Origin of the sequence: Shewanella inventionis (genome assembly GCF_014641855.1) — a bacterium.
GTDB classification, from domain to species: domain Bacteria; phylum Pseudomonadota; class Gammaproteobacteria; order Enterobacterales; family Shewanellaceae; genus Shewanella; species Shewanella inventionis.
The window spans coordinates 16,342-42,187 of the sequence record NZ_BMII01000038.1; the positions used below are offsets into that span (position 1 = coordinate 16,342).

The 25,846-nt window shown below is 42.9% G+C and carries 20 protein-coding genes; 11 read left to right on the plus strand and 9 right to left on the minus strand.

The features are described 5' to 3' along the window. Nucleotides 1-110: 110 nt before the first annotated feature. Both IEW93_RS18565 and ilvN read left to right on the plus strand, forming a co-directional pair. Entirely contained in the window at nt 111-1,829 is a 1,719-nt protein-coding gene (locus IEW93_RS18565) for an acetolactate synthase 3 large subunit (RefSeq protein ID WP_188740727.1), read from the plus strand. Next, nucleotides 1,829-2,323 carry an acetolactate synthase small subunit gene (gene ilvN, locus IEW93_RS18570; protein ID WP_188740728.1) on the plus strand — a complete coding sequence of 165 codons (495 nt, stop codon included), beginning with the start codon at nt 1,829-1,831 and terminating at the stop codon, nt 2,321-2,323. The genes IEW93_RS18565 and ilvN overlap by 1 nt, the downstream gene beginning before the upstream one ends. Before the next feature lie 68 nt (nt 2,324-2,391). Here the strand turns inward: ilvN and IEW93_RS18575 are convergent, their stop codons facing one another. From IEW93_RS18575 to IEW93_RS18595, 5 genes are all read right to left on the minus strand, one after another. Beyond that, a complete protein-coding gene (locus IEW93_RS18575) occupies nt 2,392-4,245 on the minus strand; it encodes a monovalent cation:proton antiporter-2 (CPA2) family protein (RefSeq protein ID WP_188740729.1) in 1,854 nt (617 codons plus the stop codon). Between the two features lie 3 nt (nt 4,246-4,248). Next, entirely contained in the window at nt 4,249-4,857 is a 609-nt protein-coding gene (locus tag IEW93_RS18580) for an NAD(P)H-dependent oxidoreductase (RefSeq protein WP_188740730.1), read from the minus strand. 115 nt (nt 4,858-4,972) lie between these two features. Further along, nucleotides 4,973-5,215, minus strand: coding sequence for an HP1242/YdcH family protein (locus tag IEW93_RS18585; protein ID WP_188740731.1), 243 nt, complete (start codon nt 5,213-5,215; stop codon nt 4,973-4,975). 10 nt (nt 5,216-5,225) lie between these two features. Beyond that, nucleotides 5,226-6,041 (minus strand): SDR family NAD(P)-dependent oxidoreductase, encoded by an 816-nt coding sequence (locus tag IEW93_RS18590; protein WP_188740732.1) that lies wholly within the window; start codon nt 6,039-6,041, stop codon nt 5,226-5,228. Nucleotides 6,042-6,121: 80 nt separating this feature from the next. Further along, entirely contained in the window at nt 6,122-6,967 is an 846-nt protein-coding gene (locus IEW93_RS18595; RefSeq protein WP_188740733.1) for an enoyl-CoA hydratase/isomerase family protein, read from the minus strand. A 335-nt stretch (nt 6,968-7,302) separates the two neighbouring features. On the opposite strand from IEW93_RS18595, the gene IEW93_RS18600 reads away from it, so the two are divergent. The 3 genes from IEW93_RS18600 to IEW93_RS18610 all read left to right on the plus strand — a co-directional run bounded on the left by IEW93_RS18600 (nt 7,303) and on the right by IEW93_RS18610 (nt 10,718). Further along, nucleotides 7,303-8,292: a zinc-dependent alcohol dehydrogenase family protein gene (locus IEW93_RS18600; protein ID WP_188740734.1), complete on the plus strand. Its 990-nt coding sequence runs from the start codon at nt 7,303-7,305 to the stop codon at nt 8,290-8,292. Nucleotides 8,293-8,432: 140 nt separating this feature from the next. Next, on the plus strand, nt 8,433-9,788 hold the full coding sequence (locus tag IEW93_RS18605; RefSeq protein WP_188740735.1) for an MATE family efflux transporter: 1,356 nt from the start codon (nt 8,433-8,435) through the stop codon (nt 9,786-9,788). Nucleotides 9,789-9,824: 36 nt separating this feature from the next. Beyond that, nucleotides 9,825-10,718 carry a LysR family transcriptional regulator gene (locus tag IEW93_RS18610; protein WP_188740736.1) on the plus strand — a complete coding sequence of 298 codons (894 nt, stop codon included), beginning with the start codon at nt 9,825-9,827 and terminating at the stop codon, nt 10,716-10,718. A gap of 52 nt (nt 10,719-10,770) precedes the next feature. Here IEW93_RS18610 and IEW93_RS18615 read toward each other — a convergent pair whose 3' ends face one another. Then, entirely contained in the window at nt 10,771-13,692 is a 2,922-nt protein-coding gene (locus tag IEW93_RS18615) for a TonB-dependent receptor domain-containing protein (protein ID WP_188740737.1), read from the minus strand. A 402-nt stretch (nt 13,693-14,094) separates the two neighbouring features. Between IEW93_RS18615 and IEW93_RS18620 the strand changes: the two genes are divergently transcribed. Further along, nucleotides 14,095-16,284, plus strand: coding sequence for a winged helix-turn-helix domain-containing protein (locus IEW93_RS18620; protein ID WP_188740738.1), 2,190 nt, complete (start codon nt 14,095-14,097; stop codon nt 16,282-16,284). Between the two features lie 54 nt (nt 16,285-16,338). On the opposite strand, the gene IEW93_RS18625 is transcribed toward IEW93_RS18620, so the two are convergent. The 3 genes from IEW93_RS18625 to pdsO all read right to left on the minus strand — a co-directional run bounded on the left by IEW93_RS18625 (nt 16,339) and on the right by pdsO (nt 19,963). Next, entirely contained in the window at nt 16,339-16,947 is a 609-nt protein-coding gene (locus tag IEW93_RS18625) for a class GN sortase (protein ID WP_188740739.1), read from the minus strand. Between the two features lie 11 nt (nt 16,948-16,958). Continuing rightward, nucleotides 16,959-19,118: a marine proteobacterial sortase target protein gene (locus tag IEW93_RS18630; protein ID WP_188740740.1), complete on the minus strand. Its 2,160-nt coding sequence runs from the start codon at nt 19,116-19,118 to the stop codon at nt 16,959-16,961. 83 nt (nt 19,119-19,201) lie between these two features. Then, nucleotides 19,202-19,963 carry a sortase-associated OmpA-like protein PdsO gene (pdsO, locus tag IEW93_RS18635; protein WP_188740741.1) on the minus strand — a complete coding sequence of 254 codons (762 nt, stop codon included), beginning with the start codon at nt 19,961-19,963 and terminating at the stop codon, nt 19,202-19,204. A 237-nt stretch (nt 19,964-20,200) separates the two neighbouring features. On the opposite strand from pdsO, the gene pdsR reads away from it, so the two are divergent. From pdsR to IEW93_RS18660, 5 genes are all read left to right on the plus strand, one after another. Beyond that, nucleotides 20,201-20,890, plus strand: coding sequence for a proteobacterial dedicated sortase system response regulator (gene pdsR / locus IEW93_RS18640; RefSeq protein WP_188740742.1), 690 nt, complete (start codon nt 20,201-20,203; stop codon nt 20,888-20,890). Between the two features lie 3 nt (nt 20,891-20,893). Next, nucleotides 20,894-23,065 carry a proteobacterial dedicated sortase system histidine kinase gene (gene pdsS, locus IEW93_RS18645; protein WP_188740743.1) on the plus strand — a complete coding sequence of 724 codons (2,172 nt, stop codon included), beginning with the start codon at nt 20,894-20,896 and terminating at the stop codon, nt 23,063-23,065. 153 nt (nt 23,066-23,218) lie between these two features. Further along, a complete protein-coding gene (locus IEW93_RS18650) occupies nt 23,219-24,415 on the plus strand; it encodes a cystathionine beta-lyase (protein ID WP_188740744.1) in 1,197 nt (398 codons plus the stop codon). A 107-nt stretch (nt 24,416-24,522) separates the two neighbouring features. Next, nucleotides 24,523-25,254 carry an SIMPL domain-containing protein gene (locus IEW93_RS18655; protein ID WP_188740745.1) on the plus strand — a complete coding sequence of 244 codons (732 nt, stop codon included), beginning with the start codon at nt 24,523-24,525 and terminating at the stop codon, nt 25,252-25,254. 44 nt (nt 25,255-25,298) lie between these two features. Continuing rightward, nucleotides 25,299-25,724 (plus strand): hypothetical protein, encoded by a 426-nt coding sequence (locus IEW93_RS18660; protein ID WP_188740746.1) that lies wholly within the window; start codon nt 25,299-25,301, stop codon nt 25,722-25,724. Nucleotides 25,725-25,846 lie beyond the last annotated feature (122 nt).

Sequence of the window (25,846 nt, forward strand, 5' to 3'; positions counted from 1 at the left end):
ATTCAATCGTCGAGTTTGAATTACCATTCAGACTTATTTTTTAAAGCGATTACCGTCGTTGTATAACAAGATACTGTTTACCATACGGTAACTTAAAAAGGACTCATTTCATGGAAAAGCTTTCTGGCGCGAGTATGATCGTGCGCTCTTTAATCGATGAAGGCGTAAGCCATATTTTCGGTTACCCCGGTGGTTCTGTTTTAGACATCTATGATTCTCTTCATAAAATAGCTGGCGTAGAGCACATTCTTGTTCGCCATGAGCAAGCTGCCGTTCATATGGCCGACGGTTATGCTCGAGCAACGGGTAAAGTTGGTGTTGTGCTTGTTACCTCTGGACCTGGCGCAACTAACGCCATTACTGGTATTGCCACCGCTTACATGGATTCAATCCCGCTAGTTGTTTTATCAGGTCAGGTACCGAGTAATCTTATTGGTAATGACGCATTTCAAGAATGCGATATGATTGGTATTTCTCGTCCTGTTGTTAAACACAGCTTTTTAGTGAAAGATGCCAAAGACATTCCTGAAATTGTCAAAAAAGCCTTTTTCATCGCGTCAACTGGCCGCCCAGGCCCTGTGGTAATCGACATTCCAAAAGATTGTTTAAGCCCAGACATACTCCATGATTATGTGTACCCAGAAAGCGTAAAATTGCGCTCGTATAACCCAACCACTACGGGCCATAAAGGCCAAATTCGTCGTGGGTTACAAGCCCTTCTTGCAGCCAAAAAGCCCGTACTATATGTTGGTGGAGGTGCGGTAATATCGGGTTGTGATGCACAAATCCTTAAACTTGCAGAACGATTAAACATTCCTGTTATTAGCACTCTCATGGGATTAGGCGCATTTCCTGGTACCCATAAGCAAAGTTTAGGCATGCTAGGTATGCACGGTTGTTACGAAGCCAACATGGCAATGCATAACACCGACTTAATTTTTGGTATTGGGGTACGTTTTGACGACCGTACAACCAACAATGTTGAAAAATACTGCCCTAATGCAACCATTTTACACATTGATATTGATCCATCATCTATCTCAAAAACAGTGCGCGTTGACATACCCATTGTTGGCTCAGCAGACAATATTTTAGACAGCATGTTAGAACTGCTAGCAGAAACTAACGAGATAAATGATGCCGATGCGTTATCGACCTGGTGGCGTGAAATTGACATTTGGCGTTCACGTAAAAGCCTCGAGTTTTATCGCACTAGCGACCGCATAAAACCACAGCAAGTTATTGAAACATTACACAAATTGACTAATGGCGATGCCTATGTTGCCTCCGATGTGGGTCAACACCAAATGTTTGCCGCCTTGTACTATCCATTTGATAAGCCACGCCGCTGGATTAACTCGGGTGGTCTAGGCACCATGGGCTTTGGTTTACCAGCAGCCATGGGCGTTAAGATGGCGTTTCCTGATGCAACCGTGGTCTGCGTAACGGGTGACGGTTCGATTCAGATGAATATTCAAGAGCTATCAACTGCACTGCAATACGATACTCCGGTAAAAATCATTAACTTAAACAACCGTTTCCTTGGCATGGTTAAACAATGGCAAGACATGATTTACTCGGGTCGCCATTCACAATCTTATATGGATTCGGTGCCTAACTTTGCCAAAATTGCTGAAGCATACGGCCATGTAGGCATGAACATCACTCACCCAGATGAGCTAGAGTCTAAATTGGCAGAAGCGTTAGCCATGAAAGACAAACTGGTATTTGTGGATATTAGCGTAGATGAAACCGAACACGTTTACCCTATGCTTATCCGCGGCGGTGCAATGAACGAAATGTGGTTAAGCAAAACGGAGAAAAGCTAATGCGTCGTATTATTTCTGTATTACTTGAAAACCAACCCGGCGCATTGTCACGAGTTGTTGGACTATTTTCACAGCGCGGTTATAACATTGAAAGTTTAACGGTTGCCCCAACCGAAGACACCACGCTTTCAAGGCTTAACATTACGGTTATCGCAGACGAGTCGGTCTTAGAGCAAATTGAAAAACAGTTGCACAAACTCATCGACATTTTAAAAGTAGCCAACATTACTGAGTCGGCTCACATTGAACGAGAAATTGCGTTGGTTAAAGTCAAGGCACAAGGTGATCAACGTGAGGAAGTAAAGCGTACTGCGGATATTTTTAGAGGGCAAATTGTCGATGTAACGGCGAATCTTTACACCATTCAAATGGTCGGCACGAGTGACAAAATTGACGCCTTTATTCACTCGCTAGGTGACAGTACTAAGGTTATAGAGATCTCTCGCTCTGGCGTAGTTGGACTAGCACGCGGTGAAAAATCAATGCGCGCATAAACGCTAAACTCAAACCATTAAAAACCGCTAGGTCACTTAATACTAGCGGTTTTTTATGGCATTTCCCTTTATAATTCAGGGTTTTTAGCCGTCCAGGCTTTGTCTAGCTCATCATCATCGGCATGTAAATCGCGCGTCATTAAGGCTTCTAACTCAGCATGCTTTTGTTGATAGTGAGAAATATAATGCTCTTCTTCACAATGCCACTTGTAGAGTTCTGGCATCATTTCTTCATCTTTCTTACGGAAAATACGCGCTAAACGGTAAGCCTCATACGGGTCGATACCTAATTGCTGCAAAGCATCTTGGCCTAATGCCAGTGCACTGCCAAAGGTTTCACGGCGTATATGCTCAATATTTAATTCCATCAATTTAAAGCTTGCCTGACGGTCATCGGCATTCACCACAATGTTGAGGTGTGGATAATGCTTTCTTACCAGCTCAATTAAGGTCGTTGATTTTTCAATGTCACCAATGGTTATCACTAATAATTTCGCTTCTTTAGCGCCAGCAGCTTCAAGCAAATCTAAGCGGGTAATGTCGCCATAATACACCTCATAACCCAGTTTACGCAGTACATCAACGTTAGTTGAGTCATGGTCAATAATCACTGGCTTAACCCCTGCAGAGATTAAAAAACGCCCTAAATCTGTACCTAAACGGCCAAAGCCAGCTAAAATCACCTCATGACCACTGTGCTCTATGTTGTCATCTTCTCGAGTATTTAATTGAGTATCGTCTTTTGATATCGCGAGTTTTTCATAGGCCATAAACATCAATGGGGTTAAAAACATTGAAATTGCTACCGCAGAGATTAACGGCTCTACTGTCTCAGCGCCCAGCACGCCATTGACCTTGGCAAATTGAAATAACACAAACGCAAATTCGCCGCCTTGTGCTAATGCAACAGCAAATAACACTCTGTCTTTTTTTGCCACCTTAAAGACCTTGCCTGTAATGACTAATATTAGCCACTTAATCACAATTAAGCCCGCGGTTAAGCCTGCAATAAGCGCCACATTATCGCCAATTAAACTGAAGTTAAGGCTGGCACCAATTGAAATAAAGAACACCCCAAGTAATAAGCCTTTAAAGGGTTCAATATCACTTTCAAGTTCATGGCGGTATTCACTGTCTGCTAACACCACACCGGCTAAAAATGTCCCTAACGCAGGCGACAGGCCCACTACGGTCATTAATAATGAAATTCCCACCACCAGCGCTAATGCCGCCGCGACAAAAATTTCTCGAACGCCTGTGGCTGCAATAGCTCTAAATATGGGGCGACTAGCATAACGGCCTAAGACTAAAATCCCCACAACCGCAAGCAGGGTCGCAATCACTTGTAAATACGTTGGTAAGGTATTGATATCAAATAACACCGAACCATGATGTCCATCATCGCCTAAAGTTAACGTGGCCAGTAGTGGCATAAACGCTAACATGGGGATCACGGCTAAATCTTGAAATAACAACACTGAAAACACCGAGCGACCAAGCGCAGTATTCATTAAAGCTTTTTCTTTGAGGGTTTGTAGCACAATCGCCGTTGAGGATAATGACAAAATTAACCCGACCGCCAACGCTTGTTGCCAAGGCAAAGCCCATAGCGCAATAGCCGCCATGACAAGACTCGATAACACCACTTGCATACCGCCCATGCCTAAAATGGGGGTACGCATTTGCCATAACATAGAAGGCCTTAACTCTAAGCCCACTAAAAATAGCATCATCACAACGCCAAACTCAGTCAAATGCATCACGACTTCAACATCGCCAATCAGTGAAATCCCAAACGGACCAATGATCATCCCGGCAATCAGGTAACCGAGCACCGAACCTAGGCCTAAACGTTTGGCTATCGGCACGGCAATGGCTGACGCGGCTAAGAAAATAAATAACTGCAGTAAAAAATATTCCATTGTTTATGCCCTTAACATGATGTCGTCAAGATTTGCGTTTAAAAACTCAGCTTGTTGGGCTTTGTCTTTATCTAATACGCCATCACGAATAGCGATAATAAGGCGTCGATACGCTTGTGCGTGGCCTGTAACTTGCGCTAACGGCAAGCCACGGTGCACGCCCATCACCGCAAATGGCGGTAGCCACTCCATTAAGCATAAATTGGCGGTGGCACGCATTGGCGAGGTTAATTCGGCAATGGTAAATTGATTGGCGCCATCAAGTCGGTAAGTTGTCGCATCGCCCCCCGCGCTAATAGCTTGAAAGCACCATTTATCTTTTAACGCCGAGCCCGTTTTACCATAAGCCCAGCCGTGCTCTAGCACTAAATCTAGCCATTCTTTAACAATTGCAGGCGTTGAATACCAGTAAAATGGATGCTGAAATATAATCACATCGTGGCTTTCACACAGCTGTTGCTCGCGAGCGACATCAATTAAAAAGTCAGGGTAATTGGCGTACAAATCATTAATAGTCACGCCTTCAATGTTTTCTACCGCGGCCCTCAACTGGGCATTAATGTTCGATCGCCCTTTCGCTGGATGGGCAAAATTTATCAATATTTTTTTCATTGCGATCCCTAACGAAATCAATAATGGCTGTTTAACGCAGACAGTACAGCTCTACTTTAGGCTGGAGTAATAACTGCTCATTGCCTGAACACAATAAGCAGTAAACATAGTGATGTTATTGGCTCTGATGAAGACGCTGATATAAAGAATCTTTTAATAATGAACGACGATGCTTTAACTGGTGCATATCTTCATCATTAATTGGCGAACCACCTAACTCTAGGGTGCGAATTTCTAGATCAAGTTCATGATACTGATTGGCATCTGCAGCAAATTGACTGTCGGCTGCATTTAGCTCAGTAATACGCTGGGTAAATTCTGGGAAATCAAGAACTAAAAAATGGTTTTCACCTAACATAATAACCTCTTTATCCTACATTGACTTGGGCAATAATTGATTCAATCGCTGCCACTAACTGTTGATTTTTAACTGTGTTTAACGCATCTGCATGTGGCGAGGTAAATCGGCGCTGATCGTTATCGTAATAACGCCCACTTGCTTGAGCAAACTCATCAGACAATGCCGCGCGGCAAAGAATATCTGCACCAATATTTAAATCAGCACCGGCCATTCCGTAGGCTTCTTTAACTAATTTACTGCCCAAAAATGACGCTGGATTAACGGCAATAAAAGCCGGTCCACTATGTTGTAATGTCGTGGCTAAATGCACTGACCACATAGTGATTGCCAGTTTACTTTGCGCATATACCGCTCCATCAGCAGGCCCTGCATTGGCGCTGGCTAATGCAGCTAAATTAACACTAGCTTGAGCCGCAGAAGATAAGTTAACCACGCGGCCAGTGCTGTCTAGCAAGGGCAATAAGCGCTGCGTTAATAAATAAGGCGCAATAGTATTAACCACAAAACGTACATCTAAATTATCTACACTGGTAATTTGAGGCACTTTGTACACACCGGCATTATTAATGATCACATCAAGCTTATTGTGCTGAGCACTAATGGCATCAGCCAATGCAGCAACATCACCTAGGCTCGATAAATCAGCGCGGTAGCTTTGTATTTCGCCGGCACCCGGTATGGCTTTGAGCTCGGCCTCAACCTGGCTTAGCTTTTGTGCATTACGCCCGTGAATAAGGACTTGATGCCCTTGTGCAACCAACATTTTGGCTGTGGCTAAACCAATACCGTCGGTAGCACCTGTGACTAAAATAATTTTTTTCATAATAATATTGTCTCGTTTAATTGAGTGGGTCATTCACGCTGACAAACTGCATCAGCGTTGATGATGGCACGCGATTAAGGTTAGTTGATTTCTTGTACCTTCATCACTAACTCATTCCAGTTTCGTTGATTAACGATGTCGTGCTCAAGCCCTTGCTCATCGGCAATGGTAAAACGTTTAATGGCTGGGGTTTTGCTGGTTGCTTGATATAACCAATAGGCTTCTGCTTTTAATGCTTCTTCAATCGGTTTGTCGATCGACTCATAAACGGCTTGTTTACAGGCATTAATTGATTCAGCAGGAAATTGAGCAATGCGCTGTGCTAATGCATCGACATAAGGGCCAATTTCGTCAGGATCTAATGCTTTATTGATGGTGCCGTACGCTTCTGCTTCATCGGCGCTAAAGTCACGAGCACTTAAAATAATTTCTAATGCACGGCCTAAACCGGTTTGACGTGCCATTCGTGAAGCTCCGCCACCACAAGGTAAGATGCCCATGCCCACTTCCATTTGCATAAACTTATATTTACCGCGAGCAGCAAAACGCATGTCGCACGCTAAAGCAAACTCATGCCCACCGCCACGCGCAAAACCTTCTAATTTAGCGATGGTCGCTTGCGGTAACTTGCTAATTCGTTCAAGGATAACTTGTAAATCAAGTAGCTTTACATCATCACGAGACACGGCTTCTGTTGACATGTCTTTTAACAGGTTTGTGTCGTAGTGCGATACCCAAATTTCTGGATTGGCAGATTGAAACACCACCACTTTAACGTCGCGGTCACGCTCAAGTCGCATTGCTAGACCATTTAAATCCGCTAACATCTCTTGGCCTTGTACATTCACTGTACCAAAATCGAATGTGACCGTTAAAATCGCGCCATCTTGGCTTGCTTTAAATGTTGTATAACCTTGATATTTCATTGGATTGTCCTTGTTATTCGTATTTCGTTATTCGTATTTTTTTGTGGATTGCTATTAACATAATGTGTCAATTTCGATAAACAGATTAACAAGCAAGCCTACCTTTGATAATTGCCGGTACAATATAAATAGTTTTAATTAATCATTAATAATTACCGTTAAAATTAATTATTATCGATTTTATATTAATAGTTGCATTGGTTTTTGGATGCTTTTTACACAACAAAAACGTGATTATTAATGAAAACTTAAAACACATTGTTGTTTACTGGCCATTATCATTAACACTCAAGCGCCTATACTAGCTTCACACAAACACAACGAGGTTTTACACAATGAAAGCTATGATAATTCGCGAATTTGGTGCAGCTGATGTTTTCGAGTCGGCAGACATTCTTAAACCAACAGTAAGTGCGGGTAATGTATTAGTCCGTTTAGCAGCAACAAGTGTTAATACCATTGACATGATGATCCGTGAAATGGGCGAAGCATTGCCTTTCTCACCTAAAGCCCCTGCAGTATTAGGAATGGACTTTGCCGGTACCATTGAAGCTGTCGGTGAAGGCGTCACTGAATTTAACGTTGGCGATGAAATTTATGGCTGCGCTGGCGGTTTAGGTGACTTACCAGGCACGCTTGCTCAATACATATTGGCTGACGCTAAGCTTATTGCTCGTAAACCTAAAAACCTTTCTATGCGTGAAGCGGCTGCATTGCCTTTGGTGGGGATTACCGCATACGAAGGCTTAACACGTGCAGGTATTGCAGCAGGTAAAAGTGTACTGGTCCATGGTGGCGCAGGTGGTGTGGGGCACGTTGCTGTACAACTTGCAAAACATTTTGGAGCCAACGTTTTTGCAACTGGCGCTGAAGGCACTCAAGCTGAGCTCATTGAAAAGTTAGGCGCTAAAGCCATTAACTTTAAGACAGAAACAGTTGCCGATTACGTTGCTAAACACACTGACGGTGCTGGCTTTGATGTTATTTTAGATACGGTTGGCGGTGCAAACCTCACCAACTCGATTGAAGCCGCTAAATTAAACGGACAAATTGCCACAACCTTATCGTTCATTGAATTAGATTTATCAATGGTACATATGAAAGGGTTGTCATTGCATGTGGTCTTTATGTTAATCCCTATGATGCACAACATAGGTCGTGAAGTTCATGGCAATATTCTAGCTGAACTGGCTAACATTGTTGAAGCTGGCGCATTAGTACCTGTTGTTGATGAACAACGCTTTAGCCTAGAGCAAGTGACTGCTGCACATCAGCATTTAGCTAGCGGCAAAGCCATTGGTAAAGTGGTGATTGATATTAACTAAATCACTTTAGGGTTCACATTGGTTATGTGAGCCCTAACCTTTCACCATGATGTTGTCACATTAATCCAATTGCTCTGACAACATCATGCATTTTGCTTTGGCTTAATTATCGCCCCGCCCTCATATAGTTCGGAAAGATTATGTTGACTGTATCTTCAACCCTTCGCATCCTTATTAATAAAACATTGCCATTATGCATTGGTTTGTTGGCCATTATGTCGGTGCAATTAGTTGACTCGGTATTTATCGGCTTATTAGGCGTTAATGAACTTGCCGCACATGGTATGACGCTACCATTTCAAACGCTGTTAATTGGCATTCAGGTGGGTATTGGCGTTGGCGCCACGGCAATTATCTCTCAAGCAATTGGTGAAAAACAACACTATAAAGCGGGTGCTATTGCCACGTTATCTGTCTGTGGTGGCATTATATTTATGTCATTAATTTGCTTACTTTTATGGCAATTAGACACGCTTGTATTACGTGTATTTATCAGCCTCAACACCTATAACCCGCAATCTATTATTTTGGTTAATTTATTTACCCCTTATTGGCCTTACTGGTTATTTAGCGCCCTAAGTGTGGCAGTGCTGTACTTGCTTACTAGTGTTTACCGCGCCCATGGCAATACCAAAACCACTGGTGCGATGTTTGTTACTGCCAGCATTATCAACCTCATTTTAGATCCATTGTTGATGTTCTATTTTGATCTCGGCATCATAGGTGCCGCTATTGCTTCAAGTTTAGGGTATGCTTTTGCCACTTTGTATGTACTGTTTGATGTAATACCAAGACCATGGTTTATTGTGCTACAGCCCCACATCGGCACCTTTAAATATTGCATTGAGCTGGCAAAAGTCACCTCAGCGACGATTACCAATCAATTTTTGCCTGCCGCCAGTGCGTTTGTCGCCATGATACTTATTGCCAAACTAGGAACCGACGCCATTGCTTTTTGGAGCCTGTTAGCGCGTATTGAAAGTTTTTTACTGGTATTTACTTTAGCGTTAACTATGTCTATTCCACCTATGGTTGGCCATTATGCCGGGGCGCGTCAACACCAAGCTATAGACAAGTTATTAACCGCCACGGCAAAATTATTGCTTGGCTTTACCGCCTTTATCGCTGTGTTATTAGTGCTAAGCATTGACATAATGTTGCCACTTATCCCCCAAGACCCGACATTAAATACTTGGATAAAAGCGGCCCTGTGGATCATGCCCATCAGTTACGGGCCATTAGGAATATGCATGGTGGTAGTGTCGGTATTTAATGCATTGGGTACGCCAAAAACAGCATTAATGGTGTCGTTTGCCAGACTGTTTATCTTATATATTCCTGCCATTGCCATTGGCACAGCAACCGGTGATATGATAAATACCCTCATTGCAGCCACAATCGCGAATATGTTGGCAGGCACCTTTGCATGGTTTAAGCTTAAAAATCACCTAAAAAGCACCCTAGCTCATACGCAACCTTGTGTTGCAAACGCCTAGATATTTTATGACGTTAACTTAATACAGGCTAAAAAGATGAATTTTGAACACCTAAAACTGTTTGTCCGAGTCGCGTCAACCCACAACATCAGCCAGGCTGGCCAGGAATTGGGCTTATCGCCTCCGGTTGCCAGTATGCATATCAACCGTTTAGAAGAAAGCCTAGGTGCGCGCTTAATTCACAGAACCACACGTAAAGTCTCATTAACCGAAGAAGGCATGGCTTTTTTACCCCATGCAGAAGAAATCATTCAAAGTGTGGTAGCTGCCCGTGCAGCGGTAGGTAGTGGCGATGCTCAGCCTCAGGGAACATTGCGGATCACCGCACCAGCCTCTTTTGGCCGTATGCATTTAATGCCTGCCTTTAAAGCATTTATAGCTCAATACCCGTCGCTGTATATTGATATACGTTTAACCGATTCGATTGTCGACTTAGTTGAAGGCGGGTTTGATGTGGCTATTCGTAACGCACAATTACAAGACTCGAGTTTAATTGCTAAAAAGTTAGCCGTAGATAAACGCATTATGTGCGCCTCTGCTGATTATGTCGCCCAATATGGTAAACCCGAAACACCGCAAGATTTACATCATCATCAATGCATTAATCAAGCAGGACTTGAAAACTGGGTATTTAACACGCCAGATGGCCCATTGAGTATGAAAATAAAAGGCTCAATTCGTATCGACCATGGAGAAGCGGTTCGCGATGCTTGTGCCAATGGAATGGGCATTGCAAAATGCGCCACTTGGATTGCTTATGAGCATTTAAAACTGGGCGAAATGGTGCAAGTGCTGGAGGATTACCCATTAATTGACGAAGCCGCCATTTGGGCGGTTTACCCAAGCTCGCGCTTGTTAGCCCCCAAAGTCAGGGCTTTTATCGATTACTTTTCCAATTATTATGGCAACCCGCCCTATTGGGATAAGTAATGCTGATAAAAAAGACCCTAAGAAGGGTCTTTTTTGTACAGATTATTAAGGGTTAGAAGCGTTGCTTAAATGACGCATAGAAGTAACGACCTGGAATACGGTACGAAGGATCATAACTGTTAGCAAATGCTGAATAAGCAATAGGTGGCTCTTTATCAAACAAGTTACGAATACCAACTGATACCGTACTATCCCAATTAGTATTCCAACCTGCTTGCGCATCAAAATACATTGTTGGAGACAGTTTGTTTTCAGGTGCTGAAACCTCTGTAGCTACCACCTCTGTAGTACCTGGCACAAAGGCATAACTCGTTGCCATATTGTCAGGATCGCTACATAAATCACGAAGTTCTGGTTGACCAACACCTGTGGCCACAGTAATAACGTTAGAGCAACTTTCAATTTGCTTAGATAAGAACTGAGCCGTGACAGATGCGAAGAAATCATCATTACTCCAACCCACAGTTAAGTTTGATTTCAATCTAAACTCACTACCACCGCCTGACGCACCTGCGGTAAGTTTTCCTACACTGTTACCGCCAGAAATATTACCGTCAACGTTCACATCACCACGATCTGGCTGGCCTATGTCACCTGCGTAATCAACATATGTTGAATCCCAGTTAACCTGCCAATCGCCCACCGATGTGGTGAAATTATAAGTCACATTCAAGTCATATCCTTCGGTCTCATAACCACCAACAAAGTTTTGTGACAATGCCAGTAAGTTAGAAATCTCGCCAGGGTTACTGTTAAGTGCGCCCGTCATATCACGAGTAATCAAATTACAATATTGAGAGATCCCTTGAATATAACAACGGTTTGCAATCGTTTGTGCGGTATTGGTACCAATTAAGTTTTCAATTTGTACATTAAACCAGTCTAGTGTTAACCCTAATCCTTCGATTTGGCTAGGGTTGTAAACTACACCAACAATTTTTGATGTTGATGTTTCTGGCTGTAAATCTGGATTACCACCAATTTTTGCACGGAACTGTGGATCTTTTTGTTCAAACGTTGTGCTCACACCCGCAGCTAAACAGTTAGCACGCGTTTGTGCTGAACTGGTATATGCAACCGATTTAATATCACATGGGTCAGTCGCCGCTGGGCGAGAATCATTTTGTCCGCTATATAGCTCAGTTAATGATGGAGCACGGAACCCATCACTGATACTGGCGCGAAACATCACGTCATCAACTGGAGCATAAGTTAGTTTAAAGCTAGGGTTAGTTGTATTACCAAAATTTGAATAGTCAGACACGCGCACCGCTGCGTTAAGTTCAACTTTTTTAACGTAAGGTAAATCAGCGAGTAATGGGATTACCGTTTCAGCAAATGCTTCAGAAACAGAGAAACTACCTTCGGTTGGTTGTGATGCGTTATCACCTAATACTTGCCCAGCAACGGTTAATGGATCTGGAGAGTCATAACCTGCATGGCGTTGATATTCAACACCTGCTACAAAAGCTAACATCCCTGCGGGTAACTCAACAACATCACCTCCAATACTCGCACCGTAGTTGTGTAATGTTTGTGACGCTAAATTACGTGGCGATACTGAAATGTAATCTAACATTTCTTGAGTAACGCCATCTGGTCCACCAAAAATGTTCAATGGTACGCAAGCTGCGTTGCCATCACAGGTTGCCACGCCATTGGTAATGCTAGACGCACCTAAAGCTGCTTTTACCTTGTTAGAATCAAAAAAACCATTTTTTAAGAAAACCGAATTTGTTTCAGAGAATGCAGCAAACGCATCCCAGTAAAATGAACGGTCAGCCAATTCAAAATCACCTTCAAGGCTACCACTGACACGCCATGTATCAACATCTGCGGCAAAAGAGCGAGGAGCAACAATAGGACGGAACGATCCACCAGTGATATCCTCACCAAATGGGTTATAAACCGAATCTTTAGAAATGGCCAACCCACCCATAGGTTGAGCGGCTAATTGCGCTTCTGAGGTTCTTTGTGAATACATGACATCTGATTTCGCCGTGATAGCATCGTTTAGCTGATGTGCAGCTTGCAGATATAAACTCGTCGTTTCAGAAGGTTGCTGAATGTAGTTTACTGGCGCAAAGTTATAACCGTCAGTTAAACGGTCATACAATTTAAAATCACCAACACTTGTACATTCTTGATTTGCTACACAACCCGTTTTAGATTGATCTAATGTATATGAGCCTCTCACACCATCAACCGTGGCTGTGTATTGACCATATGGCGTTGTTGGACTAGCACGACCACCAGAACCAGAAATATTGGCTGGAAGATTATAAATAGGCACTGATGAAATATCGCGATCACCGCCTAAAATTGATTCTTGTTTAGTATAAGCAACGTTCATCAATAAAGAGGTTTTCTCTCCTGCACCACCAAAAGTAATCGATGCAGTTTCTTGCTCACCATCACCTTGCTCGTATCCACCCATTGAACCTGAAAATTCAGCACCATCAAAATCATTGCGGGTGATAACGTTTACAACACCACAAATTGCATCAGTACCATAAATAGTTGAGGCACCATCTTTAAGTACTTCAATACGTTCAACCGCGGCTAAAGGAATCGTTGAAACGTCAACGTTACCACCGAGCTGAGGGATCCAACGGCGACCATTAATTAACACCAATGTTCTGGCAGAACCACAGTTACGTAAGCTAACCGTAGCAGCACCACCGGTATTGCCGTTGTTAGTTTGTAAGCCAAGTGAAGCACCATTTGTGGCGATTTCTTTTAATAAGTTAGATAAACTGCTTAAACCTGAACGGTCAATATCATCACGGCTAATGTTTAATAGCGGTTGAGCGGTTTCTAAATCAGTACGTTTAATGCGAGACCCGGTCACAGCTATACGTTCTACTTTATTTGCACCGTCTTCTGCTTCTGCGGCAAAAACCATTCCTGAAGATGCAAAGGTCATCCCCAGTAATGCAGTATTTATCGCTATTACCATTTGTGTTTTTTTCATCTAGTCACTACTCCCTGAAACCATTTTATTTTAATTGTTTTATTCCAATCGACTGCGATTGGTGAGTTCAGAGCATCTGTTAATGACATGTAACAAACAACAATCAACAAATGATTTGTTGATGATTTGTTGGTGATTTGGTTGTGATATTAGGTGATTTTAGTTACAAATTTGGTATTATCGCGCCACGTTTTTAGATTGAAAAAAAAGCGAGCACAAGGCTCGCTTAAAAAATCCAGGTACAACAATAAAGATGGAACAGTTCGATTATTTTGTTTATCCATTGTTGATGTAACAAGATTAACAACATTTTCGAGTGATGAAATGAGCAAAAAGTGATTTATTGCTGATATTGTTCCATTTCTCAACGGACTGATACTAAAAAATAACAACGGATTGGATATGCCACTCACACATAAAAACTATAAAATAAGCGCATTAACATTAGATTTTGCAACACAAACCTTAGCATTAAAAACTGAACAAGTTGTTCAACTAAAGCCTCAATCATTCCAGCTTCTGTACTATTTTTGTACAAACCAGCACAGAATTGTAAACAGAGAAGAGCTAATTACGCATGTTTGGCAAAATAGAATTGTCAGTGACAATGCCATCAATCGTGCGGTATCTCAGTTACGCGCAGTAATTGCACAATTAGATCCCGAGAAGGAATATATCCAAACATTACCCCGGGCAGGCTATCGTTTAGCTGTATCCGTGATGGCTCAAGACACCTTAAATGCAGTACCGGCAACACATCTTCTAGATGCGACCAGCTTAGAGCAAACACTCATCCCCCCTACGACTTCGTTAAATCCCGAGGTTAATCAAGCTGCAGATAACCATGTCGATGATACACCTAATTTACAACCAAAAAATCAGGGCAAGGATGAAGAATCAAGGCCGATAATAGTAAATAAACATCAATCTAGAGCATTACAACTTACACTATTACTTTTGTCTGTCATCACTTTTGGATTATTCATATTTCAATCGTCTCCATTATTATCAAAGGCAGAGCCACGATTAAAAAGGGTTGAAAGTGAAACTGTCTCCTATGATCAAGGAGCTGAGTTTGATGCAAGCTCAACGCGCGATTGGTTAGTGTACATCAATAAAAAGGAATCTGTATTTAATGTTGTTGCGCGGCACCTAGACAGTGATAAGCAGCGTAATATTTATCATACGTCCGATACAATAAGGCACCCTAAATTATCACCAAACGTTGATAAAATGAGTGTTTTCTTACGTAAAAATGAAGCTTTAGGGCTGCGTAAATGTCAATTAAATGTCTATCGGCTACAGACTTCTGAACAGCTTAAACAATACTCTTGCGGCATCGCAAATGTAGTGAATCAACGCTGGAAAACAAATACGAAAATACACATTGTCACGGCCACTGAAGGGCGAGGATTAACAACCTTTGAGCTCGATTTGCACAAACAACACCCTTTACCGGCTATGAGTGTCGCTTTTACAGATGAACGATTACGCTTTATTAGTGTTCAGTTTTCCCCTAATGGACAGCAGATTGCATTATTAAGTCGCAACACTCTCAATAATCAGACTCATTTACACTTTTTTGATACATTATCTTTAGTCACACAACACACAATAATAATGCCGGGCATCAACATTTCTGCAGTGCAGTACCTCGACAACGGTGATTTGATGTGGCTATCTGCAGGTAAATTATTTATAACCGACAACGCGGGCAATAAACATACAGAACTCATGTCTGATTTAAATAATATTACCCAGTTAACCAGTATCAATAGTGGCAATGTATTTGTTAGCCATGGATTAACTCGGGAAAATTTAGTTAATATCAATTCTAAAGGTAAAGAGACGCTTATCGCGCCTTCTTCAAAAGATGAATACATGCCTACTTATTCTCATCATTCAGAGCAGTTTGTGTTTTTTAGCAACCGAACCGGTCGTGACGAAATTTGGCACAACCATGCTAATGGTGATGTAAAAAGAATTCCATTGCCAAAACAAGATTTACAAATTAAACCATTACAATGGTCGCCAGACGACTCTAAACTAGTCATCTCGACCCTAAACGCTATTTGGGTTTATTCCTTTGCAAATGATAATGTGCACACGATTAATCTTAATCAGATCCACCAAATACGTTGGTTAAATAATCATGAACTAGCCATATTAAGTCACTCTAATACTGACGAACTACTCATTATTGACGTAATAAGTGGGGCTCAAAGCAAAATAAATCTGCCATTAGCCGTCACCAGTTTTGATGTCGTAGATGAATTAATCTATTTAACCCAAAACAACAGTCAAGACTTTGCACGTTATAATTTGCGTACCCAGCAGCTAGACTTTTTAGGCGTCGAAGCCAATACCAATATTGGTATGTGGCAAGTTAAACAGGGAGTACTGTATTACGTACCGATAAGCCAAGAAACACTGCACATTGAGAAACTGGACCTGCTTACAGGTGAGTCGCAACCTATTTATTATTTTAAAATTACTGACGCCCCTGTATTTAGTGTTTCATCTTCTGCACATATATTACTGCAACGCCAAGTTCATGATGAAACCGACATAAGTAACATTAATATTCACTAATAATTAAACAGCCCAAACTTACCTAGTTTGGGCTGTTTCTTTTAGCAGCAAAGGCTACACCATAGGCTTGGCCTGAACGATATAGCGGTATTGGGCATTACCGCTAAGCTGATCAAATGGATAGCAGGTAATTAAGGTTAATTGGCTGTTTTCGGTTTGATTAAGCACCTCTGTGGCGGTTTCGTGTACCACTTGCGTGGTGGTAATTTGGTATACCTGTAACTTTCCCGTGGCACTGTAAAGCTCAATCATGTCGCCGACATTAACATACTGTAAACGCATAAAATGGCTATCGCGGTGACCGGCAATAATCGTATTGCCCTGCTCACCAACGCCAGCGCCGCCGAGCATTAAACTCGGGCCAAAAGCAAGATTACGACCCGATGCCCCAGCCAGCACATATAAATCTGGGCCTAATGCTTGTGTGCCTTGCGCATGGGTTTGCAATAAGCGCATTTTGGCAACCGGGTGCGTGTCGGCCCATGACCAAGGCTTATGAGGCTGATTGTCCACCAGCGTTTGTTCAAACGCACGCTCAATTAAAAACTGGGCAAAATGGGCTTTAGCTTGCATATATCCTCCTTGAACAATGAGCCCAAGGCCCAACAATATTATCAGCGCCATAATCCATAAATGGGTTGTGGTATATACAGATGGCTTCATCTCTTAACTCCTTAGGCATCGGCTTTAAGCACCAATACCTGCCCAGGTAAACGTTGACGTAACCACAAATAGTGCAAAATGCCCAAGCCAAGTAGGCTAAATCCAATCAATAACCATAAGCGGCTTGAGGTGGCTGTTTGTGGTAAAACGTGTGCCTGATTACCTACCTGCAAGCCGTGAGGTAAATGCGATTGCACATTGGCATCAATGGTTTTATCACTCATTGGGTTTACGGGCGTCACATCGACCGCCACTAAACTGGTTTGGCTGGTAACCAGGTGATACTGCATGCCTAAGGCTTCAACCTGCTTATTGACTCTTGGACCACTGGCGGCATTTTTATATAACTCAAGTGCAGTAATTTGCGCATTCGCCCACAACAAATCAATGCCTCTAGCGGGTTGGTTATCGGTAAAATCAAGTTGTTGCTGCCAGTATTGGCCATTAATATTGCCGGACACTATGATAGGTTGTAACAACTGGCTTGGAGATTTAATACTGACCCACAATGGCTCGTTTTGATATAAATCGCTAATGGTTGATGGCCAGTAATCAGGCACACTGCCATCAAGATAATACAAGCCAATATTGGTCAGTACCGGTTGTTCTATTTTAGTCAGCAGTTGCTCAACCTTATCTTTTACCTCAGATTGTTTGCCAATGTAGGTAAAAGTGCCACGGCCCATAGTGGCTGCACGGCGCATAAAGTCTGAATTGGGCGCCGAACCAATGCCCACAGTAAATAAACGGCTATCACCGAGTTGATCGCTAATTAACTGATACAATTGTTGCTCATTGCCTACCGCGCCATCGGTCATAAAAATCACCTGGCGTAACATAGATTCACCACGCACATTAACCGCATCAGGTTGAAGCGTATCAACCAATGCAGCGGTAATCGCTGGCGCCATTTCAGTGCCGCCATTAGCCTCAAGTGAAGCAATAAAACGGTTCGCTACGCCCAGATTACGGCTAGTGGCAGTTAATGGCACGGGCGATAACATGCTTATTTGTTGGTTAAATTCAATAATATTAAAGGTGTCGATATCACGCAGCCCAGCAATGGCAAATTGTAATGCCTGCTTGGCTTGCACAATCGATTGGCCCGACATAGAGCCTGAGGTATCAATCACTAAAATCAATTCACGGCCAATTAAATGCTGCTCGCTCACTTCAACACTGGGCGGCATTAACATCACCAATGAATACACACTGTGATCAATCGTAGGCGAACTTATATTGTCAGTTGAATTATCCGCAGCGCGATGGGTTTTACCGGTTTGATAAAAAGTCGCCGCTTGCGGCAATGCGCCTACATCTGCCTGCCATTGCAATACAAAGTCGCGGTCTGCAATTTGTTTACCGTTAAAGCTTACTGTGTAGCGCTGGCCGTTCACACTTTGTTTAATGGGGTGGTATAAACTGTCAAGTGAATTGAGGGCAAAGCCCGCATCAATATTGACGTGCATGCTGACATTAATCCCCTGAGCACTGCTGATTTCACTCAGTTGATTGGGAGTAATCGTTGGGTCGATATACGCTATCGTTAACGCCTGTTTATCTTTGTCGCTGCTTTGATCTGGGTGATAACGCGGCGTAATGGCCATGGGAAAGCGCAGACTAAACAGACCATCTTTAAACCCAACCGTTTGTTGGTAACTTAACTCCACCACGAGCTGATCATGTGGCCCTAAGTTGGCTACTTCTGAGGTAAAAATATTGCGACGTTGTTGCTGCAATAAACTCGCCTGTTTACCTTGTTTTTTCGCTGTTTCAAATGTCTGCAGCGCTTGTTTTTTAGGCTGAATTTGCCCCGCAATAATCTTGTCACCTATACGCAGCTGCATACTATCTACTGCGGCATTTTCAGGTAACGGAAAAACATAACGGCCATTAAGCCACTGGTCTGAATCATTAATAAATATCTGCTTAACCGTGACACGATTAAGTAAGCCAGACACGTCCATACTCACCTGGGTATCCATAGCCAAAGCTTGTATCACTTGATCTTGAGCAAAATACACCAATGTACCTTGAGTAATGTCATCGCCTGTCATAGCTGATGGTGACGCTTGTGCAGTAGCAGTGAATATCACTAACAACACTGTGATAAACCACTTTCGATAACTCAACAGTTCAGCTAAACCCGACACGTATAAAATAATCCACATAGCAACCCCCTGTCTTGTTACGCCAATACACTGGGGCTTGGCGTAACAAGGAAACCATTAATAATAAAATGAATACCAATCGATTAGTTTGCTGCCAGTTGCGCCGCTGGGGACATTAACGTCAGGGTGACTCGACGGTCGAAAAAGTCATTCTCAATGTTTTGCTCTGTGTGTAATGGTGAGGTCGCACCATAAGCTCTACCTTGAAGGCGTTGGCGGTCAATCCCCTGTAAAACTAAGTACTGAATAACTTCGGCCAATCGCTGCTCAGATAACGCCTGGTTATATTGGTCATCACCACGGCGGTCAGCATAGCCCGTTAAATCAATGGTTAATTCTGGCGATAAGGTCATCATGTACGCCACATTGTCTAACTGCTGCTTAAATAAAGGCTCTATTTGGCTTGAGCCTGTTTTAAATTGCACGTTCATGCCAATGGTGAGTTCGTTGAGGGTTCGTTGCTGGTTTGCGTTAAGCTCCGCGAGGTTAGTTTGTAATTCATAATACTTCTCAGATACTTGCACCAACTCTTGTTGTTGCAGATCCATCGCTATAAGTTGCTGTTGTTGCGCTACCAATGTGTGTTTTTGTTTCACAAGCTGCTGATTTTTATCGGCAATTTCAGCTTCATCGCCCACGGTTTTACCAATAATGGTACCAGTGAACGCCCCAATGATTGCGCCAACAGGGCCAGCAATAACGGCACCAAGTAATATTCCAGAGCTTAAACCCACTAATTCTTCTGTGTGTTCTCGCGCCTTTTGAGGCTCTGCCACAACAGCCCACGAGGTGTGTGAAAATAAAATAGCGCTAATAACAGTGGCGGCAATAAGTTGCTTTTTCATAATGAGTCCCTTTTCGCAATGATGTGTAAAATGAAAGTCATTGAGTTAACGTGCAACCTCATAACTTTATGCCGCTATTAAACAAAATATAAATGGCTTTATTGGGGAGCAAAAATGGCAATGTGACGATCAAATGTGGCAACAAAATGGCAATTGAGTTTCATGGCTTTTTTGGACGATAAAATCCTGTATAGTCAGCAATGTATCTATTTATGTCTTACTAAATGAAGTCACGCCATGAAACGAATTGCCATAGTTGAAGACGAAGCGGCTATCCGCGAAAACTACAAAGATGTGCTGCAACAACAAGGTTACAGTGTACAAGCCTATGCTAATCGCCCCACTGCAATGTTGGCGTTTAATGCGCGCCTGCCCGATTTAGCCATTATTGATATTGGCCTTGAGCATGAAATTGATGGTGGGTTTACCTTGTGCCAGGCTCTGCGTGCCATGTCGAGCAGTTTGCCAATAATCTTTTTAACCGCTCGTGACAGTGATTTTGACACAGTGTGTGGCTTGCGTTTAGGCGCCGATGATTATTTAACCAAAGATGTGAGTTTTCCGCATTTACTTGCCCGGATTGCCGCATTGTTTCGCCGCTCAGAGCTAATTGGCTCAAGCCCCATTGAAGATAACCTACTCGAGCGCGGCCATTTAACCATCGATGGCAACCGTATACAGGTGTATTGGAAAACCCAGCCTATTGAACTCACCGTCACCGAGTTTTGGATGGTCCACGCCATGGCCAAACACCCAGGGCATGTGCGCAGCCGTCAAGATTTAATGCAAGAGGCTAAAATCTACGTCGACGACAGTACCATTACTTCCCACGTAAAACGCATTCGTAAAAAGTTTATTGCTATCGATAACGAATTTGATTGCATCGACACTGTGTACGGTATGGGCTATCGCTGGGACAATATATAATTTATGTATCTACCGCTAGGGCTTCGCGCCAAAGTCGTTATCTTGTCACTCTTTTTACTCTGCCTGCCCTGGCTTGGGTATGAATACGTCTGGGAGATGGAAAAATACCTGCGTCACGGTCAAGAAAAAACCCTAGAAGGCACCACACAAGCACTTGCAACCGCGCTGCACGAACGGCCAAAACTGTTTGATAATCAGGCCAGCTTTTTAAATCAGGTTGAAAAAGGTCGCGACTTATACGCCTACCCCATAGCTGGCCCAATTCAGTTAGACGGTAAGTTAGCAGACTGGGATTTATACCAACACCGCGCATTAAATTATGCAGATGGCCACCTTATTTATAACCACAATGAGTCAGAACCCACCAACATCAGTTTTACTCACATGGTGGGAAAATACGGCGGCTATTTGTATGGCTATTTTCAAGTAAACGATCCACACGTGGTCTTTCGGAGCCGTAAAAGTCTGCGCGTCGACAGAAACGATCATTTAGTGATGGCCACCCAGTCGCCAGATGGTCAATTTAGACGCTACATTATTGCCAATACCAAAAGCGGTTGGTTAAGTGCATTTGAATTGCCTGCCGATCCCACGCAATCAACCCCAGTAGAGCCAGAATCGCGCATTCAGGGGCAATGGCTGCAAACAGAGCAAGGCTATAATATTGAATTTAGGTTGCCGCTGACCATGGTAGGCAGCAAGCTCGGTTTTGCTATTCATAACATCAATGATGTCAATAACCGCCAACTGGTTAACGTGATAGGCACTTCTGCAACTGACTCTGTCGCCAGTTTAGGCACGGTATTAGTGCCCTCGCCTGAAATCGAAAGCATTATCAAAGGCATGAGCCACAACAGCTCACGTATTTGGGTGGTCGATAATCACGGTCGTGTATTAGCAAAATCGGGCGATATTCGCACCTCATCTAACACCTGGGCAGATGATTTAGACGTGAACCAGCCCAATACCTTTTGGCAAGGCGTGAAGCAAAACTACATATTGCCCTTGTACTACAAAATACTCACCCGGCCACCGCAAGATTTTATCGATTCACTGCAAGACTCAACCGAGCTGACCGGTAGCCACATTGAAAAAGCCTTAGAAGGTAAACAAGGCTCAACATGGCGCTTAACCCCAGACAACAAAGCGGTAGTTTTAGCCGCAGCCAGCCCCATTTGGATTGACGATAAAGTGATGGGGGTAGTGATTGCCGAAGAAACCACTCATGGCATTCGCAGTTTACGAAACCGCGCGCTTGAAAAACTCTTCAACGTAATTTTAACCATTATGAGTATGGGCACACTGGCGCTGTTTATCTTTGCCTCGAGCATCTCGAGCCGTATACGCAGTTTACGCGATCAGGCAGAGCTAGCCATCGACAGCCAGGGCCGTGTGCGCCAGCAAATTGTGGCCTCTAAAAACCGCGATGAAATTGGCGACTTATCACGAAGTTTTTCAAGTATTGTCAGTCGCTTAGGTCAATATACCCATTACCTTGAAAACATGTCGTCGCGCTTGTCGCACGAGTTACGTACCCCTGTCGCAGTGGTGCGTAGTTCGCTTGAACATTTAGGTTTACAACAACTTGACGAACCATCACAAAAATACGTGAATCGCGCCCAGGAAGGGGTGAATCGCCTCCACTTAATCTTAAACAATTTAAGCGAGGCAACACGATTAGAAGCCAGTTTAACCCAGGCAGAAAGCTGCCGTTTCTCGCTTAAAAAAGTGATTAGCGGCTGCATGCAAGGTTATCAAATTACCTTCCCCGAACAGGCTTTTAACGTGCATATAGAAGACAAAGCCATGCAATGCCAGGGCGTACCGGAATACATAGCACAGTTAATGGATAAACTGATCAACAACGCCATTGAGTTTAGTGAAAAAGACACCGCTGTTACCGTCAGCCTGACGCAGTTTAACAAACAAGCAATACTTAAAGTCAGCAATATTGGGCCCTTATTGCCTAAAGACATGGACAGCCACATTTTTGAATCTATGGTGTCTATTCGCCCACAAGGGGTTAATGGAAAACCCCATTTAGGCCTGGGGTTATATATTGCTCGCTTAGTCACAGACTTTCACCACGGCAGCATAAAAGCCAGTAACATCACCGAAAACAACATGAGCGGCGTTGAAATCTGCTTGAGCTTACCGTTAAGTGATGAAAAATAGTCAAGCTTGTCAATTAGGCGCTTTTATTTAAACCACTTGGTGCTAGGATGGCACAACAACGAACATTACTGATCATTGCAGCGCATTTCGTCATAGTGTTAGTAAGCGCTTATATTAATAGTATGAACACTGCCCCTAACTGGAAAAATCAACATGAGCAAAAACGACAAATTAGCCACTCAAATTGTCAGTGTCGGTCGCGAGAAAAAATTCACCAAAGGCATTATTAACCCACCCGTATTTAGAGCCTCAACCGTGGTGTTTGACACCATGGACGATATGCGTTTTGCCACTAAAAACAAAACCAATGGTGAGATGTTTTATGGCCGCCGTGGCACCCCAACTCACTTTTCATTTCAACAAGCCATTAGCGAATTAGAAGGTGGCGTGGGCACCGCATTATACCCATCAGGAGCTGGCGCGATTAGCAGTGCATTATTATCGTTTTTAAAAAGTGGCGATCATTTGCTCATGGTCGACACGGCCTATGAACCCACGCGCGATCTATGCAATAAAATGCTTGCAGGATTTGGCATCGAAACCACCTACTACGACCCAATGATTGGCGAAGGCATTCGAGAACTGATTCGCCCCAATACCAAGGTGCTGTTTTTAGAATCCCCTGGGTCCATCACCATGGAAGTGCAAGATGTACCAACATTAAGCCGTATCGCACACGAACACGACATGATAGTTATGCTCGATAATACCTGGGCATCACCGATTAACTCGCGCCCATTTGATATGGGAGTCGATGTATCGATTCAGGCGGCCACCAAGTACATTGTCGGCCATTCAGATGTGATGATGGGCACCGCAACCGCCAATGAAAAATGTTGGGAGCAACTGCGCGAAAACAGCTATTTAATGGGGCAAACCACCTCACCAGACGATGTGTATTTAGCTGCCCGAGGTTTACGCACTTTAGGTGTGCGTATGGCGCAACATAATAAAAATGCCCTTAAAGTGGCAAACTGGTTAGCAAGCCGCCCAGAAGTCGACCATGTGCGCCATCCTGCGTTTGAAACCTGCCCAGGCCACGAGTTCTTTAAACGCGACTTTAGCAGTGGTAATGGCCTGTTTTCATTTGTATTAAAGCAAGGTGACTTAGCATCTGTTACTGCATTTGTTGAAAACATGGCACACTTTAGAATGGGTTTTTCATGGGGCGGCTTTGAAAGCTTGATCTTAGGCGTATTTGGTATTAATAATATCCGCACCGCCACCCAATGGGATAGCAGTAAACCACTGATTAGATTGCACATCGGCTTAGAAGATACCAATGACTTAATTGCCGATCTTGACGCGGCTTTTGAACGTTACAATGCTGTACTAACGAGTAAATATTAAGTTAACTAACAACCTACAAACAGGATTGTTTGCCAAAAGTCTGGTTCGTTTGTAATTACAAATGAACCTTATACATATCCAATAAAAACACCAAACAAGGAAGTTCTATGAAAATATTCATGGGGATGTTTCTAATTGCTTTTTCACTGTCCTGTTTAGCTAACTCGAGTTTACCTCCCAATCGACATGTCGCAGTTCAGGGTAAAGCTAAACTAACAGCAATACCAGATATTGCAACATTGAAATTTGAAGTCAGAAATATCGATAAAAATGCATTAAATGCAAAACAAAAAGTCGACGAAATTGTCAACGGCCTGCTAAATGGCTTGCATAAATTTAGTATCAAAGAGCAAGCTGTTACGGCTTCAAACTTGTTGACGGAGCCTCATATTCGTTATGGCGATAATGATGAAGAAGTCATTGATGGCTTTGTCGCGACAAGAACAATTAATCTAACCGTATCTGATTTAAATCTATTAAATGATGTCATTAATTTTGCATTGAGTGTTGGGATTAATGAAATAGAAGATATTCAAATGAGCTCTTCTCAAATAGAGCAATTAATGGAAAAAGCTAATCAACTAGCTGTTCAAAATGCAAAAGAAAAAGGTGCATCGTTAGCTAAAGCTTTTAGGGCCACGCTAGGTGACATTTATAGTATTAACTCTAATAATAACAGCGCTGGCTACAACTACGTTTCCCATTACGGTTTAGAGAGAATTACTGTTACAGGCTCAAGAGTTGATCCAGATGACTTAACCCCAGGACGTTATTTACAAGCCAGTATGAGTGTGGCTGCCGATATAGACGTTGTGTTTGATTTGATAGTAGAAAAGTAATATTTAAAACAAACGCTTATATAATATAAATATTAAGGACACAAATGAACTTTATCAGATTAATCATACTCAGCTTATGTATTGGGGTGACTTATTTTGCGTTAAGCATCGCAGCGATAGGACAGTCTGCTGCGGGTAATGTATTTTGGTGGTTTAACCTAAGTGGTTATCCTACCATCACCCATTTAGCTCAACACTTTGTCGGGATTGGTTTAGTGGCGTTTATTCCGGCATTTGTGATTAAAAGCTATGAGCCAGGCAAACAATGGTTAGCAATAACAGTGGTTGTTTTAGCAACCATGTTATTACACGGTAATCTGCATTACATGCCGTGGGATCCGATGGGCATTGTCAGGTTTATTTTTAGCACTTTATTGTCGGGCGATATCGGCGCTACTGTGATGTTTTTCTATATCACCGTACTACCCGTATTGTGGTTATTGATATTAAAAAGAGCGTCACGCATTTAATACCATTTCCATTAATTATGTGACCAATCAGAGTCGCTCAGACTGTTCAGTTTGAGGCGCATTGTTGAAATAATGGTTATTCCCTTCTAAGGCAATGCAACAAAGAAATGGACTGTCTGAGC

Coding starts and splice junctions, on each gene's coding strand:
- pdsO (WP_188740741.1), bottom strand. CDS start 19,963: ATGAAAAAGCAACTTATTGCCGCCACTGTTATTAGCGCTATTTTATTT.
- IEW93_RS18565 (WP_188740727.1), top strand. CDS start 111: ATGGAAAAGCTTTCTGGCGCGAGTATGATCGTGCGCTCTTTAATCGAT.
- IEW93_RS18620 (WP_188740738.1), top strand. CDS start 14,095: ATGCCACTCACACATAAAAACTATAAAATAAGCGCATTAACATTAGAT.
- pdsR (WP_188740742.1), top strand. CDS start 20,201: ATGAAACGAATTGCCATAGTTGAAGACGAAGCGGCTATCCGCGAAAAC.
- IEW93_RS18625 (WP_188740739.1), bottom strand. CDS start 16,947: ATGAAGCCATCTGTATATACCACAACCCATTTATGGATTATGGCGCTG.
- IEW93_RS18600 (WP_188740734.1), top strand. CDS start 7,303: ATGAAAGCTATGATAATTCGCGAATTTGGTGCAGCTGATGTTTTCGAG.
- IEW93_RS18660 (WP_188740746.1), top strand. CDS start 25,299: ATGAACTTTATCAGATTAATCATACTCAGCTTATGTATTGGGGTGACT.
- IEW93_RS18655 (WP_188740745.1), top strand. CDS start 24,523: ATGAAAATATTCATGGGGATGTTTCTAATTGCTTTTTCACTGTCCTGT.
- ilvN (WP_188740728.1), top strand. CDS start 1,829: ATGCGTCGTATTATTTCTGTATTACTTGAAAACCAACCCGGCGCATTG.
- IEW93_RS18630 (WP_188740740.1), bottom strand. CDS start 19,118: ATGTGGATTATTTTATACGTGTCGGGTTTAGCTGAACTGTTGAGTTAT.
- IEW93_RS18575 (WP_188740729.1), bottom strand. CDS start 4,245: ATGGAATATTTTTTACTGCAGTTATTTATTTTCTTAGCCGCGTCAGCC.
- IEW93_RS18615 (WP_188740737.1), bottom strand. CDS start 13,692: ATGAAAAAAACACAAATGGTAATAGCGATAAATACTGCATTACTGGGG.
- IEW93_RS18610 (WP_188740736.1), top strand. CDS start 9,825: ATGAATTTTGAACACCTAAAACTGTTTGTCCGAGTCGCGTCAACCCAC.
- IEW93_RS18580 (WP_188740730.1), bottom strand. CDS start 4,857: ATGAAAAAAATATTGATAAATTTTGCCCATCCAGCGAAAGGGCGATCG.
- IEW93_RS18605 (WP_188740735.1), top strand. CDS start 8,433: ATGTTGACTGTATCTTCAACCCTTCGCATCCTTATTAATAAAACATTG.
- IEW93_RS18595 (WP_188740733.1), bottom strand. CDS start 6,967: ATGAAATATCAAGGTTATACAACATTTAAAGCAAGCCAAGATGGCGCG.
- IEW93_RS18590 (WP_188740732.1), bottom strand. CDS start 6,041: ATGAAAAAAATTATTTTAGTCACAGGTGCTACCGACGGTATTGGTTTA.
- IEW93_RS18650 (WP_188740744.1), top strand. CDS start 23,219: ATGAGCAAAAACGACAAATTAGCCACTCAAATTGTCAGTGTCGGTCGC.
- pdsS (WP_188740743.1), top strand. CDS start 20,894: ATGTATCTACCGCTAGGGCTTCGCGCCAAAGTCGTTATCTTGTCACTC.
- IEW93_RS18585 (WP_188740731.1), bottom strand. CDS start 5,215: ATGTTAGGTGAAAACCATTTTTTAGTTCTTGATTTCCCAGAATTTACC.